The organism is Pseudomonas sp. Irchel s3h14, from assembly GCF_900187425.1.
GTDB lineage: Bacteria > Pseudomonadota > Gammaproteobacteria > Pseudomonadales > Pseudomonadaceae > Aquipseudomonas.
This window is the reverse complement of record NZ_FYDJ01000015.1, coordinates 18,254-32,986: the sequence shown is the minus strand read 5'-3', so window position 1 is coordinate 32,986 and position 14,733 is coordinate 18,254. Positions and strand designations below refer to the sequence as shown.

The 14,733-nt window shown below is 59.4% G+C and carries 14 protein-coding genes; 7 read left to right on the top strand and 7 right to left on the bottom strand.

Features of this window, described 5'->3' with window-relative positions; genetic code table 11:
* Nucleotides 1-86: 86 nt before the first annotated feature.
* A complete protein-coding gene (locus tag CKW16_RS23545) occupies nt 87-1,913 on the top strand; it encodes a glycoside hydrolase family 15 protein (RefSeq protein ID WP_095131057.1) in 1,827 nt (608 codons plus the stop codon).
* A gap of 168 nt (nt 1,914-2,081) precedes the next feature.
* Nucleotides 2,082-2,471, top strand: coding sequence for a hypothetical protein (locus CKW16_RS23540; RefSeq protein ID WP_046048412.1), 390 nt, complete (start codon nt 2,082-2,084; stop codon nt 2,469-2,471).
* 149 nt (nt 2,472-2,620) lie between these two features.
* Here CKW16_RS23540 and CKW16_RS23535 read toward each other — a convergent pair whose 3' ends face one another.
* Nucleotides 2,621-3,604 (bottom strand): GlxA family transcriptional regulator, encoded by a 984-nt coding sequence (locus CKW16_RS23535; protein ID WP_095131055.1) that lies wholly within the window; start codon nt 3,602-3,604, stop codon nt 2,621-2,623.
* A 90-nt stretch (nt 3,605-3,694) separates the two neighbouring features.
* Between CKW16_RS23535 and inhA the strand changes: the two genes are divergently transcribed.
* Complete coding sequence (gene inhA, locus CKW16_RS23530) at nt 3,695-4,390, top strand: isonitrile hydratase (RefSeq protein ID WP_095131052.1); 696 nt, start codon at nt 3,695-3,697, stop codon at nt 4,388-4,390.
* 659 nt (nt 4,391-5,049) lie between these two features.
* On the opposite strand, the gene CKW16_RS23525 is transcribed toward inhA, so the two are convergent.
* Nucleotides 5,050-5,538, bottom strand: a complete 489-nt coding sequence (locus tag CKW16_RS23525; RefSeq protein ID WP_095131049.1) for an SRPBCC family protein — start codon at nt 5,536-5,538, stop codon at nt 5,050-5,052.
* Nucleotides 5,539-5,735: 197 nt separating this feature from the next.
* On the opposite strand from CKW16_RS23525, the gene CKW16_RS23520 reads away from it, so the two are divergent.
* Entirely contained in the window at nt 5,736-6,665 is a 930-nt protein-coding gene (locus CKW16_RS23520; RefSeq protein ID WP_095131047.1) for an ADP-ribosylglycohydrolase family protein, read from the top strand.
* An 86-nt stretch (nt 6,666-6,751) separates the two neighbouring features.
* Nucleotides 6,752-7,153, top strand: a complete 402-nt coding sequence (locus CKW16_RS23515) for a lysozyme inhibitor LprI family protein (RefSeq protein WP_095131045.1) — start codon at nt 6,752-6,754, stop codon at nt 7,151-7,153.
* Between the two features lie 150 nt (nt 7,154-7,303).
* On the opposite strand, the gene peaD is transcribed toward CKW16_RS23515, so the two are convergent.
* The 4 genes from peaD to peaA all read right to left on the bottom strand — a co-directional run bounded on the left by peaD (nt 7,304) and on the right by peaA (nt 11,878).
* Nucleotides 7,304-8,422, bottom strand: coding sequence for a quinohemoprotein amine dehydrogenase subunit beta (peaD, locus tag CKW16_RS23510; RefSeq protein ID WP_095131043.1), 1,119 nt, complete (start codon nt 8,420-8,422; stop codon nt 7,304-7,306).
* Nucleotides 8,423-8,446: 24 nt separating this feature from the next.
* Nucleotides 8,447-8,770: a quinohemoprotein amine dehydrogenase subunit gamma gene (gene qhpC / locus CKW16_RS23505; RefSeq protein WP_008027961.1), complete on the bottom strand. Its 324-nt coding sequence runs from the start codon at nt 8,768-8,770 to the stop codon at nt 8,447-8,449.
* Between the two features lies 1 nt (nt 8,771).
* A complete protein-coding gene (gene peaB / locus CKW16_RS23500; RefSeq protein ID WP_046048405.1) occupies nt 8,772-10,202 on the bottom strand; it encodes a quinohemoprotein amine dehydrogenase maturation protein in 1,431 nt (476 codons plus the stop codon).
* Nucleotides 10,203-10,297: 95 nt separating this feature from the next.
* Nucleotides 10,298-11,878, bottom strand: a complete 1,581-nt coding sequence (gene peaA / locus CKW16_RS23495) for a quinohemoprotein amine dehydrogenase subunit alpha (protein ID WP_095131041.1) — start codon at nt 11,876-11,878, stop codon at nt 10,298-10,300.
* Between the two features lie 343 nt (nt 11,879-12,221).
* On the opposite strand from peaA, the gene CKW16_RS23490 reads away from it, so the two are divergent.
* The gene (locus CKW16_RS23490; RefSeq protein ID WP_095131039.1) at nt 12,222-12,578 is read left to right on the top strand and encodes a hypothetical protein; all 357 of its coding nucleotides are present in this window, start codon (nt 12,222-12,224) and stop codon (nt 12,576-12,578) included.
* 50 nt (nt 12,579-12,628) lie between these two features.
* On the opposite strand, the gene CKW16_RS23485 is transcribed toward CKW16_RS23490, so the two are convergent.
* A complete protein-coding gene (locus CKW16_RS23485) occupies nt 12,629-12,883 on the bottom strand; it encodes a DUF1652 domain-containing protein (RefSeq protein ID WP_095131037.1) in 255 nt (84 codons plus the stop codon).
* A gap of 274 nt (nt 12,884-13,157) precedes the next feature.
* Between CKW16_RS23485 and CKW16_RS23480 the strand changes: the two genes are divergently transcribed.
* The gene (locus CKW16_RS23480) at nt 13,158-14,648 is read left to right on the top strand and encodes an aldehyde dehydrogenase (RefSeq protein WP_046048401.1); all 1,491 of its coding nucleotides are present in this window, start codon (nt 13,158-13,160) and stop codon (nt 14,646-14,648) included.
* The last annotated feature ends 85 nt before the right edge of the window (nt 14,649-14,733 follow it).

The window sequence follows — 14,733 nt, the reverse complement described above, 5'->3', positions numbered from 1 at the left end:
CTTTCACGGTTCGTCGTGAACTCTCATCACCGCCCGCCAGTCAGCTAGTTAAGCCCTCGACACAAGGCTCCCGGAGTTTCGCGGCAATGGCTGATCATCATCCCGAACGACAAAGCGCCATCGACGCCCACGGCATCATCGGCGACATGCGCAGCGCGGCACTGGTCAACGATAAAGGCAGCGTCGACTTTTTCTGCTGGCCGGAATTCGACAGCCCGTCGATCTTCTGCTCGCTGCTGGACACCCCCGAGGCCGGCATCTTTCAACTGTCGCCGGACCTGCCCGATGCCCGCCGCGAACAGATTTACCTGCCCGACACCAATGTGCTGCAAACCCGTTGGCTCAGCGACCGCGCAGTCGTCGAAGTCACTGACCTGCTGCCCATCGGCGACAGCGAAGATGCCACGCCGATGCTGATGCGCCGGGTGCGTGTGGTCAGCGGCCAGGCAACGTTTCATATGCGCTGTGCCGTGCGTCATGACTACGCTCGCGCCAAGACCCGCGCACGCATGGATGAAGAGGACGTGACCTTCGAGGCCGCCAATCAGCCGTCCCTGCGCCTGTCTTCGGATCAGGCTTTACGCATAGACGGCCATGCGGCAGTCGCCGAATTCACCCTCGAACAGGACCAGAGCGCCGAATTCCTGCTCGGCGGTATCGACGACCCGCGGTTCAAGGAAGGCGCCGCCGCGATCTGCCTGGAACGTACCCTGAAGTTCTGGCGCGACTGGATTGGCCAATCCAACTACCGCGGCCGCTGGCGGGAAATGGTCAATCGCTCGGCCCTGGCGTTGAAGCTGCTGACCTCGCGCAAACATGGCGCAATCCTCGCCGCCGCTACCTTCGGCCTGCCGGAAACACCTGGCGGCGAGCGCAACTGGGATTACCGCTACACGTGGATCCGCGACGCCTCGTTCACCGTCTATGCGTTCATGCGCCTGGGCTTCGTTCAGGAAGCCAACGACTACATGCGCTGGCTGCGCGGGCGGGTCAGCGATTGCCACGGCAAACCGATGAAACTCAACATCCTCTATGCCATCGATGGCCGCCAGGAACTGCCGGAAACCGAACTCTCGCACCTGTCCGGTCATGGCGGTGCAACACCGGTACGGATCGGCAATCAGGCTTACGACCAGGTCCAGCTCGACATCTTCGGCGAGCTGATGGACGCGGTTTACCTGGTCAACAAATATGGCGACGCCATCTCCCATGAAGGCTGGAAACACACGGTGGAAGTGGTCGATCAGGTCTGCGAAACCTGGGAGCAAAAGGACGTCGGCATCTGGGAGATGCGCGGCGAACAGCATCACTTCCTGCACTCGCGGCTGATGTGCTGGGTCGCTCTGGACCGAGCCATTCGCCTCGCCTCAAAACGCTCACTGCCCGCCCCGTTCGCCCGCTGGGACCAGACCCGACAAGCGATCTACGCCGACATCTGGGAAAACTTCTGGAACGAAGAACGCGGGCATTTCGTTCAGTACAAGGGTGGTACCGCCCTCGACGGCTCGATGCTGCTGATGCCGCTGGTGCGCTTCGTCAGCGCCAAGGACCCGCGCTGGCTTGCGACCCTCGACGCCATCGAAAAGAATCTGGTGCGCGAAGGCATGGCTTACCGCTATCGCAATGACGACACCCGGATCGACGGCCTCGATGGCACCGAAGGCGCCTTCGCCGCGTGCTCGTTCTGGTACGTCGAATGCCTGGCCCGCGCCGGCCAGGTGGAAAAGGCACATCTGGAGTTTGAACAGTTGCTGAGGTATGCGAACCCGTTGGGGTTGTACGCCGAAGAGTTCGACAGCCATGCGCGGCATCTGGGCAATACGCCGCAAGCGCTGACGCATTTGGCACTGATCAGTGCGGCGTGTTTTCTGGATCGGAAATTGAGCGGGGAGAAGAGTTTCTGGCAGCCGTGAGAGCACCTCGCCACAAGTTTGTGTAGTCCGAAGTCCTGCATTGCTTAAACAAAACCCGCATCCGCTACCGGAAAATCCTTTGTTGCCAGCCGTTACATCCACCCCTACCATCGACCGTCAACGGGTACAGCGGAGCTGTCCAACAAAACCCGAATTCAAGGAACCAGAATGACCCAGCGCATCCACCGCAGCATCGACGCCCCACTCCGGTCAGGCCTGAACCGGGATGAATTGTGGGAAGGCCAGGACAAGGGCCTGATCAAATGCTGGGAAATCGGCCGCCAACGCGCCGCCCGTTTCCCCGAACTCGCCCAACGCTGCCTTGCCGGCGAACTCCCGGTGCTGGGCTGGAAAGGTGGCGTCAGCCGCAGCCTGAAAAAACTCGAAAAATACGGATCCCTCAAGTACCTCGCCCAGTGGCAAGGGTTGCGCGGGGAAGATCTGGATGTTGATTTGGGTGAAGAACGGGCATTGACCTGTTCGCGGACCAACATGGTGGTGACGTTTACGCCGGATCGGTCGAAGTACTTCAATCAAGTTTCGGAAGTCGAGGCTTAGGCACCCTCACACCTGAAAATTCAGCCTGCTCCAAGCGCGGACAAATCACGATCACCTGCAAACTTTGGCGGTAGAACGACCCTGTCCGCTTGTTGACTGTTCTATCGCCGTAAAACTTTCGCTTCAAACAATGAGCATGGAGGCAACGCTCAGAGCGTTACTGGATCTGCTGGAGGGCTGACGCTGAAACGCTCGCGATAGGCCTGCGGGGTCACGCCCATGGCCCGCAGAAAACTGCGTCGAAGCGTCTCTTCGCTGCCGAAACCGCATTGCACCGCCACCCGTTTGATCGGCACGCCGGTATCGCTGAGCAAACGTCGGGCGGTCTCGACCCGAATCAGTTCGATGGCTCTCGCCGGAGTCTGGCCGGTGTCGGCGCGGTAGTGGCGGACGAAGCTGCGTTCGCTCATACCCGCCTGCAAGGCCAGGGTCGGAACGCCGAGATCCTTGGTAAGGTTTTCGCTGATCCAGGCGTGAAGTTCGTCGAAACGGTTGCCTTCCTTTTGCAAAGAGAGGGTCACGCTGAACTGCGACTGGCCGCCGGGACGTTTCAGGAACACCACCAGTTGCCGGGCAACTTCCAGGGCCATCGTGCGGCCGAGATCTTCTTCGACCATGGCCAGCGCCAGATCGATACCGGCGGTGACCCCGGCCGAGGTCCAGACCGGACCGTCATTGATGAAAATCGGATTGGGCTCAACCTGCAGCCGCGGATGCTGCTGCGCCAACTGCTCGCAACGGGTCCAGTGAGTGACCACCCGCCGGCCATCGAGCCAGCCGCTGGCCGCCAGCAAAAATGCCCCGGTGCACACCGACGATACCCGTCGACACCCCGTCGCATGTTCACGTACCCAGGCCACCAGCGGTTCATCTCGCGCCGCGTCGTAAACGCCCCAGCCACCGGCAATGATCAACGTGTCACTGCCCTCTTCGGGCAACGGCTCGGCCAACAGCGCCAACCCCGCCGACGACATTACCGCCCCGCCGCCGCTGGCAATCACCGTCGGCGCGTAAGGCGCCGGCAAGCCTTGCTGGCGGGAAATATCGTTGGCCGAGGCGAACACCTGCAACGGCCCGGTGACGTCGAGCAATTGCACATTGGCAAAGGCGAGCATATGAATGGTTTTCGGCATGATTGGCGTAATTCGTGGGGTTATTGGCGTATGCGCCAAATCCTACGAGCCTAAATTGAAGTCGTCCACCCACTTCATGAGAAAAATGCCATGACGTTGCAGATCGGTTTTCTGTTGTTTCCACAGGTTCAGCAACTGGACCTCACCGGCCCTTACGACGTACTGGCCTCGCTGCCGGACGTGAAGGTGCATTTGATCTGGAAGGACCTGATGCCGGTCACCGCGAGCACGGGCCTGGTGCTGAAACCGACCACCACATTCGACGATTGCCCGAAGCTGGATGTGATCTGCATTCCCGGCGGCGGTGGCGTCGGGCCGTTGATGGAAGATGAAGAGACGCTGGCCTTCACCAAGGCGCAGGCCGCCACCGCGCGTTACATCACGTCGGTGTGTACCGGCGCGCTGGTCCTCGGTGCGGCGGGTCTGCTGAAGGGCAAACGCGCCACCACTCACTGGGCTTATCACGAATTGCTGGCGCCTTTGGGGGCGATCCCGGTAAAGGATCGGGTGGTGCGCGACGGCAATCTGTTGACTGGTGGCGGAATCACGGCGGGCATCGATTTTGCGCTGACCCTGGCCGCGGAGCTTTTCGATAAGGACACGGCAGAGCTGGTGCAGTTGCAGCTCGAATACGCCCCGGCACCGCCGTTTGCGTCGGGCAGCCCTGAAACGGCTCCGGTCAGCGTGCTGGAGGAAGCCCGCAACCGTGCCGCTGCATCGTTGAAACTGCGCTCGCAAATCACTGAGCGTGCAGCGGCGAAACTTGATCAGTTGTCAGCACGCTGATCCATCCCGACCGGCAGCCAGTGCCTGGCTGCCGCTCCCCCGGCCAAAATGATGCGCCGAGGATTTTCCATCGCCCATAAAAAAACCCGCCTAAGCGGGTTTCTCAAGACCATTTCGACATCCTGTCGGCAGCCATCCTGGCCAATGGTCGATCATCCGTGATCCTGAGCGCTTCCTGCGACTCAGTTGATGGATCCAGATTAAACACATCGGTGAAGCGTAAACAGAGGACATACCAGCGCTCTGGCGTAAGCCATTGACCATTCAGCCATGAAGCCCTCTCCTGCTACACGAAACTCATCTGCCAAGGCCTTTTCGACAGGCGAAAAAAAACCCGCCGAAGCGGGTTTTTCCCAAGACCATTACGACTCCCTGTCGGCAGCGATTCCTTGCTTATGGTCGATCATCCGTGATCCCGAGCACTTCCTGTGCTTCGGTTGATGAGGCTAGATTACGCTTAGGATCCAATGTGCAATAGACGACATAGCTACCATCGCGTGTAGGACATTCGCTATAGCTGCCCTTCCGAAAACCCTTAGACGGCTCAGGTTTCAAGCATTGAAGCCGCGAGTTTAGCGGCCTGCAGCTGACCTTCGGCCGTCAGGGTGTCGTCCTCGAGAAAAGCCCAGTGTTTCAGCCAAGGTTCGAACATGCAGCCATCACTCTTCCTGACGCTCACGCGCCTTGGCACTGACTTTGAGAAACTCTTCGATGTTGTTCATCTGTTCATCCCAGCCGCGGCTGTCCATGCGGAACGCCTTGAGCCGGCGCGTCTGAGGGATGTGATCGAAACCGGACTCGGTGACCTTGAGTAACGTGCCTTCATCAATGTCTTCGAGCTCGAACTTCACCAGCGTGGTGGGTTCCTGGGAGTAATCGAGCTCAGGTTCCACGGCATACGGATGCCAGCGAAACGAAAACACCCGTTCCGGCTCGACCCGCTCTACCAGTACGTTCCACAGCAAGTGTTCATAACCCGGGTACGTAATCTGCCCCTGGGTCCATTCACCGGCGACAAAACGCTTGCCCTCCAGCGCCACGCCAAACCACTGCCCGAAGGCTTCGGCATTGGCCAGCACGCGCCAGACCTGCGAGCGCGGCGTTTTGAGCAGGATCTTCCTTTCAATGCGATCTGATGCTGGATTCATAAGTCACCTCCTGTACTGAACAGTAGGCCTGTAAGACCACAAGACCAACTCTAAAGTTGTATCAATCGGGTATCGCAATCAACCCTGTACGAAATATTCAGCTGCATTTCCAAGTGTAACTGCTGGTTTGAAAGCAAAACGAGTAGACCGAAACTGCTAACGTTAAAACGCGAAATTGACTCAGACAAGGACGATTCATGCAGCTTTCACTTACGGAACGTTATCGCGGAGCCCTGCTGGGCCTGGCCTGCGGTGATGCCGTTGGCACCAGCGTCGAGTTCCAGCCACGCGGCTCGTTCAAGCCCCTGACCGACATGGTGGGTGGTGGCCCTTTCAATCTGAAAGCCGGGCAATGGACCGATGACACCTCGATGGCGCTGTGCCTGGCCGAAAGCCTGCTGAGCAAAAACGGCTTCGAGGCGGACGATCAGATGGGTCGTTACTTGAATTGGTGGCAATGGGGTTATCTGAGTTCAACGGGTGAATGCTTTGACATTGGCATGACCGTACGCGACGCCCTGTCGCGTTTTCAGAAAACCGGGGAACCGTTCGCCGGCTCCACCGATCGCCGCACGGCAGGCAACGGCTCGCTGATGCGCCTGGTGCCGGTTGTGCTGTATTACTTTCCCGATCGCGACCGGATCCTGGCGTTTTCCGCCAACAGCTCACGAACCACCCACGCCGCACCGGAAGCGATCGAATGCTGTCAGTTGTTCGCCGAGCTGATCCACCGAGCGTTGCAAGGCGCGTCCAAGGCAGAAGTGCTCGGTTTGTCAGAAACGACATGCCTGGAACCCAAAGTTGCCGCCATCGCACGAGGCGATTATCGGGGTAAACCTGAACGCGAAATCCATGGCAGCGGTTACTGCGTTGCTTCACTGGAAGCGGCCCTGTGGTGCTTTCATCAGACTGACAGCTTTGAAGCCGCCATCCTGAAAGCCGCCAACCTGGGCGACGACGCCGATACCACTGCCGCCATCGTTGGCCAGTTGGCCGGGGCTCATTACGGTGTGCAGGGCATTCCCGGCAGTTGGCTGGAGAAGCTACATTGGCGTGAAGACATCGAAGCCACGGCTGACGCTTTGCTGCGGGCAGCCACCCACACGCAATCAAAAAGCACGCGATGAATAGCCTGCATGGCAGTTGGCAAACATAAAGGGTCGAATACGGCACTAAACTGCATCCCGACTTTCCTGCCACAACGAGAATCCCCATGCACCCACGCTTTCTTCTGGCACTGACGCCTCTGCTGTTCACCACCGCTGCTTATGCGGTGGACTGCGACAACGCCACTGATCAGGCGACGATGAATCAGTGCGCGGCGCAGCAGCACAAGGCGGCGGACAAGGCGTTGAATGCGCTTTACCAGCAGATCAACGAGCGTTTGAAGAGCAATCCCGAAAGCAAAAAGCTTCTTATCGGGGCCCAGCGTTCGTGGATTGCGTTTCGGGATGCCGAATGCAAGTTCTCGAGCGCCGGGGTGGAAGGCGGGAGTGTGTATCCGCTGATCTACAGCAACTGTGTTACTGAGTTGACAAAGGCGCGGGTTGAGACTTTCAAGAATTATTTGAAGTGTCAGGAGGGGGATTTAAGTTGCCCTGTGCCTGGGGCTTGATGATTCTGTGATCTTGAGGGCCTCATCGCGGGCAAGCCATGCTCCTACAGGTTTGAGTCGTTCACAAGAGTGGCGAACGACTCAGATCTGTAGGAGCAAGCGGTGCGGCGATCCGACTTGCCCGCGATGGCGTCAGTTCAGACGCCGCAATTACCGGACAAACACCTGAGCGGTCGTGATCGCCATATCCCCACCCGGCAACTTGATGCTGCCAATCTGCTTCATGCTCTCGGGATCAAAGATCGCCACGTCGTTAAACGTCCCCGCCAGATAAATCTTGCTGCCGTCCTTGTTGAACGAAATGCAGTAGTAGGAGTGGTCCAGCGTCGCCGCCTGGAGCATTTTCTTTTCCTTGATGTCGTACTTCGCCAAACGGTTGAGCACACCGAACATCAGGTTCGGATCCTTCGGCGAGCGCATGCCGCTGAAGTAGATTTCGGTCAGCGGGCCGAAGTCGGTGGTTTCGGTCTTGCCGGTTTTCAGGTCGATGCTGAACAGCCCGTAGAGGTACTCGGCAGTCGCTGGATCCTGCTTCTTGTCCTTGAATTTCGCGGCGGTGTAGAGCAGCGAGAAGTCATGGCGATAAGTCTGTTGATTCCACACGTAGAGCACATCCGGCGCGCTGTAGTTCGGGCGTTTCCAGTGGCGGCTGGGGATCAGCACGTCGAACTTGCCAGTCTTCACATCGACCTTGTAGACATCCGCCCCGGCCACGTACAGCGTGCCGTCGTCACCACTTTGCATAATGGTCAATTGCCGTGGCGCCGGAAAACTGCGCACGGGTTTGGCGTTCATGCCGGCGTCGGTGGCGTACACATCGAGCCGCGGTTGCTGCACTTCGTAGCGGTCGTTGAGCATCAACGTCGGGTTGGCAATGGTGAACAGTTCCTTGCCGTCGTGGCTGAGGGTGAAGGCGAACATCGACTTGGCTTTCTCCCCCGGTTTCTGGGTGATGCTGGCGTGGAACACCTGCTTGCAGCTGTCGAGTTCGACGCCATAGACATCCGCGTAGTGGTTGTTCAACAGGTAGGCGGTTTTACGATCCGGCGATAACTGCACGGTGCCGGGACCGAAGGCATCCGGCATTTTGCAGGTCTTGAACAGGGTGTCGGTGGCCAGGTCGATGACGTGCAGGTTGTTCGGGTAATTGGTGGTCACCATGTACTCGTGACCGGTTTCGAGAGCGGTGTTTTCATCGGCCAGAACGTTGAGCGAACAGGCGCTCAGGACGGCGAAAGCGGCCAGGCCGCAGGCTTTGATGCTAGGCATGCTGGAATCCTTATATCTGACCGATTACTTGTCTTTTGGAAAGACAGTGCCAAGGTTGCGCCAGTTGTCGTTGGACGCCTGGGCATCCTTGTTCCAGTCCGGGTAGGTGCTCATCATGTCGGGCACCTGGGCCGGCCACCAGCAAGGGTCGGAGCAGCCGTAAAGGTCGGCTTCCATCGGCTGGCACAGCGACGACACACCGCCAAAGGCGTCGATTTCCCAACCCGGATCGGTGGTCGAGGCGCAGCCGGCGACGGAGCTCATCGCCACCACTTCTTCGATGCGGTTTTCGGCCGCGGCCTCATCCAGTTTCAGCGCTTTATTATTGATTGCCTTGAGATGTTTCATATCAGTGAGCCTTGCGCGGAGTGATGTAGCTGCTGATAAACGCAGGGTTGTGGGCCATGATCCGGGTGTAGACCTCGATGCCGAAGTCGACCCAGTCACGCATCAGTTCGCAGTAGTGATAGGTCGGGTGGGTCGGATCGCCGTAACGGGCGTAGCTCTCGTGGTAGCAACCGCCGGAGCACAGATTGCGGATCTGGCAGTCTTCGCAACCGGTGTTGGTACGGTCGAGGCGCTGGGACAGGAAGTCGTTCAACTCGACCTGCTTCACCCCGCTGTGAACGTTGCCGAAAGTTGGCAACGATGAGCCGGTAAAGCGGTGGCACAGGTTCAGCTCACCCTTGTGATCCACTGCCAACATCTTCAGGCCCGCGCCGCATGGCAGGGCTTTTTTGTGGCCTTCGTGGATGTCGGTGATCAGCTGGTGCAGGTTGGAGAAACCGATATTGCGGTGCTCCAGCGCCGCTTCCAGATAACGACGGCCGAGCTTCTTCATGTTGGCGAAGACTTCGATCAGCTCGTCGCTGGACAGGTTGAAGGTGCTGATGTCGCCGGAGGTCACCGGGGCAAAACCGACCTCGGCAAAACCCAGTTCGTTGAACAGATGGTCCCAGATGGTTTCGACGTCGGTCACGCCGGTGGTCAGGGTCACGCGGGCACCGACCGGACGGCTGTTGTAGCGCGACAGCAGCATTTCAGCCTTGCGTCGCACCACGTCGTAAGTGCCCTGCCCGCCCACGGTGATGCGGTTGCGGTCGTGCACGGTTTTCGGTCCGTCGATACTGACTGACAGGCCGAAACGGTGGGCGTTGAGGTAGTCCACGGTCTCTTCGGTGAGCAGCGTCGCGTTGGTGGTCATGACGAACTCGACGAACTTGCCGGCCTCACGGAAACGCTTCTCGCAATAGTCGACCATGTACTCGATCAGCTTGCGATTGCTCAGCGGCTCACCACCAAAGAACACCACGGTGAAACGCTCTTCGTCCGGCGATTCACGCAGCAGCATCTCCACCGACGCGACCGCGGTTTCAACGTCCATTTTCTTGCCGGCCGATGGCTTGTCCAGGTCTTCCTTATAGCAGTAGGTGCAGCTCAGATTGCAGCCAGTGTTGACGTTGAGCACCACGGTGTTGATCGCCGTACGCTCGACCCGTTTGGTGCCGATGTCCGGGGTCAGCGGCGAGCCGTCGCTGACCAACTCCAGGGACATCAACTCACGCAAGGTCTCGGTGATTTCTTCGCCGTTGAAGCGTGAAGACAAGCGCTGGATCAGGTCGTCTGACGAACAGCCGGGACCGCGCAAGGTGTCGATGATGGTGCCCGTCAGTTCATCACTGGCGAACAGCGAACTGCTGGGGATGTGAAACAGCATGCGGTCGGCATCGACGTGCACTTCGTGCAGATTCCGCTCAACCAGATTCAAAATAGCGCCCATTGCAACCTCCTGTGCAAACCCCGTTCTACGGGGCTCACGGTCATTCCAAAAAAATGTCTGAAGCCGTTGAAGTCAGCCAGCTCACGTTTTCAAAATCATGGAATGGGTGGATTGTTCCAGCGTTGCACGGTGACGATCATGTGGCCTTCGCCGGTCAGGGATTTCCCTGCGTCGTCGACGGCGGCGATCACCTTGAGGTTGCCGGCATTGTTGGTAGACATTTTGCGCTGCGGGTTCGGCCCGGCATCGCCCGGTGTGAACACGCCGCTGTCAGCCTGCATGGTGCCGGCGAACTTGACGTCCTCGTCTTCCTTGGCGCGGTCGTCGAAGGCTTCGACCGACCACTGCGCCGGGAACACGCCGATGCGATACGGCTTGCCGTCGGTGCCCTTGCCCCAGGCTTCGGCATCAAAACGGCCCTGGACTTTCGGTGTCGAACCACCGCCGTCGCCGATCCGCGCCACCGAGAACTCGGGCACGACTTTGACTTCGGCGATTTTGCTGTAGACCGACAGGGTCGGGCCTTTCAGCGTGCCGACGGTGACGTTGCGCAGACCCGGTTGGGCATTGGCGGCGGCCTTGAGTTTGACGCGCAGGCGCTCTGGCGTCTGCTCCAGCACCTCGACCACTTCCACGCCTTTGCCAAAGTTCGGTTTGCCGGTGAGACCGCTGCCGACAAGGGTCACTTCAGTTTCGGTGCCAGCCTTCAGATAACCCGGCTGCACCGCCAGCAAACGACTGCTGCCCTGCTTGGCGGCGACGAAGTCCAGACCCCGCTCATCGTGCTCGGCCTCGAACATCCGGCCTTGCATGGCATTGCCTTGGGCGGCGAACACCTGACGCATGGTCACGCCGTCGATGGTCACATTGCCGCGCCATTCGTAGCCGGTGTAGAGAATCGCGCTGCCATCGCCATTGAACGGGCTGCCGTCGGCGTATTGGCCTTTGACGCTGACCTTGAACGTGTCGCTGCCATCGGCCGTGACGCTCATCACGCCGGCCAATTCACCCTTGCCCGGCAAGTGACCGCTGAAGCTCCAGTCACCGACCAGCGCTTCAGCTTTCGGCGCGGTGCTCAGCCATTTTTTCCAGGCCGGGTTATCCAGCGGATAACGCTTGGCCAGCAGCGGCACCATCTCTTTACGGGCCAGATCGAACCAGTCGCGGTCGCGAGACAGCGCCTGGTACTCCAGGGACGGCCATTGGCCGAGGTGGAAGTTCACCAGACGCTCCCATTCCTGGGCCGGACGCCGTTGCAGGGCGACCCGCGCACCGGAGTGGCAGCGACCGCACATCTGGCTGGTCTGGTCGTCGAATTTCTCGACAGTATTGAGTCGACGCTCCAGCGCATAACGCACGCCATCGGTCTCGCTTGGGGCCAGGCCCTGAGTGTCGGCCAGGTATTTGACCAGGGTTCGGCGGTCGTCATCGCTGATCTGCAAACCGTGCATGGTTTGCATGCGGGCGATGCTCATCAGCCAGCCTTCAGGGGTTTTGCGCTGGTGGCTGATGCGGCTCAGGGCGTTATCGGCTTCCGGGGTATGACAGCCCTGACAGGTTTCCTTGAGGATGGTCTGAGCGTCGCGGGCTGCCAGGCTGTAAGGCGAATGCAGCGCCACACAAGCGGCCACGGCCAGCAGGCTGGCACTCAGGCCTGATCGGAGTTTTCTCTTCATCAACGTCGAACCTCGCACGGTGCTTTCTTATTTTTGTGGCTTATCGTTTTTATGGTTTCTGCCGTCGGCGGCGCACCGCTGACGGAGGCAAGAGAAACGTCTGCGATGAGCAATACACGGAGCGTGCCAGCTTGACGATTACCTTTTTAATCAATTAGTTGCGCAAAGATGACTGCTTTGCGCCATCGCTGAACGAGATCGTCTGCGTCTAATATCGCGACAGTTGTTGCAGTCTGAGACAGCATAGATGGCCTGACCGGAACAGCTCATCGGCCGGCGATTGACGCCGCCCCCCTGCAAGCGCGAAATGGTTGTTCACCGATTGCCACCAGGGGATAAAAAAATGGCAAGCATCACTGTCCTGGCGGGGGACTTTCTGCAGGGTGATGGAGAGTACAGAGACGGCGTTTTCACCCTCAGAACGTCGCTTCATCCTTGGCCTGGCATTACCCTCCCGCTCTCATCGTTCAAGTGCATGGAAGTGGCCAACGAGGATTCGATCAACAACATCAAGGATGCCATCGGCTTTGGCGTGGCCGGGGCCATGCTGTTGGGGCCCATCGGCGCAATCGCCGGGTTCATGCTGGCCGGCAAGGAAACCGAAGTGACCTTTCTGGCGACGCTCAAGGACGACAGAAAGCTGTTGGTTGCCGTGGATGGCGACACGTTCGAAGAGATTTCTCTGAAGTTTGCAGCCTGAAAAATCGGCGCGGGCCGCACCGTTTTCCCACGGTGCGGCGTGACGCCGGTTCAGATGTCATAGGTGGGGGGAACGCTTTTTTGTACGTCGATTTCGTGCTGCATGTCCGCCACCAGCGACGCGATCGCATGGGGACTGTCCAGTGTCCACAGGGGAACGTGGGTGGCCACAATATCCACTTTGCCGGTCATGCAGTCGCAGACCCGAATCGTCAGGGACTGGTCCGCCGCCATGGTGCAGGTGCACACGGACGGCAGAAAACTGTGTTCAATGATGTTTTGAATTTCCAGGGTTGAAAGGAACATCGTTACCTCCCTCACGCCAGATGTATTGCCGGATGAACGGTCCGTCATTTCACCCACCGATCCTGAAAATTCTAGTCCTCAATAATGGGTACCTCAAGGTCGCAACCCGGTTGCTCGTCGTCTCACAGCTGTCGCAATTTGCAACAACCTCACAGCACCCGCGACTCCCTTGAGTGCCCCAAAACCCCGCCGGCCAAGGGCTGTCTTGCCTTTCAGGGTACTTGGCACAGCCATTGCGAAACCTCTGTTCTCACGAACAACAAGAGGTCTCGCCATGCCCCTCCCTTATTTGCTTCCCGCCACCTCGGCGTTTATCCAGCGCGCCCCACGCATGCTCATCGGCGGCGATTGGGTCGAGGCCGCCGACGGCCAGACCATGCCCCTGCACAACCCGGCCACTGGCGAAGTGCTGTGCGTCGTGCCGCGGGCCACGCCTGAGGATGTCGATCGCGCCGTGCTCGCTGCGCGTCAGGCCTTCGATGATTCGGCCTGGACCCGCACCCGACCTCGGGAGCGGCAGAACCTGCTGTGGAAACTCGCTGACCTGATGGAGCGCGACGCCGAGCTGCTGGCGCAACTGGAATGCCTGAACAACGGCAAAAGTGCGGCGGTGGCCCAGGTGATGGACGTGCAACTGTCCATCGACTTCCTGCGCTACATGGCCGGTTGGGCGACCAAGATCGAAGGCTCCAGCGTTGAAGTGTCGTTGCCGTTGATGCCCAACGATCAATTCCACAGCTTCATCCGCCGCGAAGCGGTGGGCGTGGTCGGCGCCATCGTTGCCTGGAACTTCCCGCTGCTGCTGGCCTGCTGGAAACTCGGCCCGGCCCTGGCCACCGGTTGCACGGTGGTACTCAAACCCGCCGACGAAACCCCGCTGACCGCGCTGAAACTGGCCGAACTGGTGCTGGAAGCCGGGTATCCCGAGGGCGTGTTCAACGTGGTCACCGGCACCGGCATCACTGCTGGTTCCGCCCTGACCCACAACCCGTTGGTGGACAAGCTGACCTTCACCGGTTCCACCGCCGTGGGCAAGCAGATCGGCAAGATCGCCATGGAGTCCATGACCCGGGTCACCCTCGAACTGGGCGGCAAATCACCGACCATCGTCATGGCCGACGCCGACCTGAAGTCCGCCGCAGCCGGCGCCGCCAGCGCGATTTTCTTCAATCAGGGGCAGGTGTGCTGCGCAGGTTCGCGGCTGTATGTGCAGCGTAAGCATTTCGACAATGTGGTGGCGGACATCGCCGACATCGCCAACGCCATGAAGCTCGGTAACGGACTGGACCCTAGCGTCGAGATGGGGCCACTGATCTCGGCGCGTCAGCAGGAGCGGGTTTACGGGTATATAGAAAAGGGTCGGGAAAGCGGCGCGACCATCGCTTGCGGTGGCGAGCAGTTCGGGCCGGGGTTCTTCGTTAAACCGACGGTGATTGTGGATGTCGATCAGAAGCACTCGCTGGTGCAGGAGGAGATCTTCGGGCCGGTGCTGGTGGCGATTCCGTTTGATGATGAAGCCGATGCGTTGCGTATGGCCAACGACAGTCCCTATGGGCTGGGGGCGAGTATCTGGTCGAACGATCTGGCGGCGGTGCACCGGATGATTCCGCGGATCAAGTCGGGTTCGGTGTGGGTCAACTGCCACAGTGCGCTGGACCCGGCGTTGCCGTTTGGTGGGTACAAGATGTCCGGGGTTGGGCGCGAGATGGGGTATGCGGCGATTGAGCATTACACCGAGTTGAAGTCGGTGTTGATTAAGCTCTGACACACAGATCGTTCCCACGTTGATCGTTCCCACGCTCCGCGTGGGAATGCATCCCGTGACGCTCCGCGTCACATCCCAAAGCGGA